At 36.0% G+C, this 328-nt stretch carries 1 pseudogene; it reads left to right on the plus strand.

From position 1 onward, the window contains the following. Positions 1–328: pseudogene (locus HMPREF2810_RS16120) on the plus strand (hypothetical protein); the annotation flags it as partial.

Here is a 328-nt window from a genome sequence, read left to right on the forward strand (position 1 = left end):
AATGGAAAAACAAAAAGGAGACAATTCTTGCGAGTTCTCGCAAGAATTGTCCGATTATCAAAAAGCGATTAACAAAGGCCTCAAGGCTCTCTTATCCTACAAAATTTTATTCATTCGGTATTATCCTTATCAGTAAAAAACGAATAGAAATTCAAACGTATAGCTATTGGCACACGATAAAGGACGGTAAAGAAACGCTTATTTATGAACAGTCAAACTTTGAGCGTTTTTCAAACGATACCCACCTCAAAGCCCATTACAACTATGGCGACTGGTATGAGGGCTTGTTGTCAAATTATGGTTTTATGAGTAGTGCTTATACAAATAC

The sequence above is a fragment of the Enterococcus sp. HMSC078F03 genome, assembly GCF_001811595.1.
GTDB lineage: Bacteria > Bacillota > Bacilli > Lactobacillales > Enterococcaceae > Enterococcus > Enterococcus faecalis.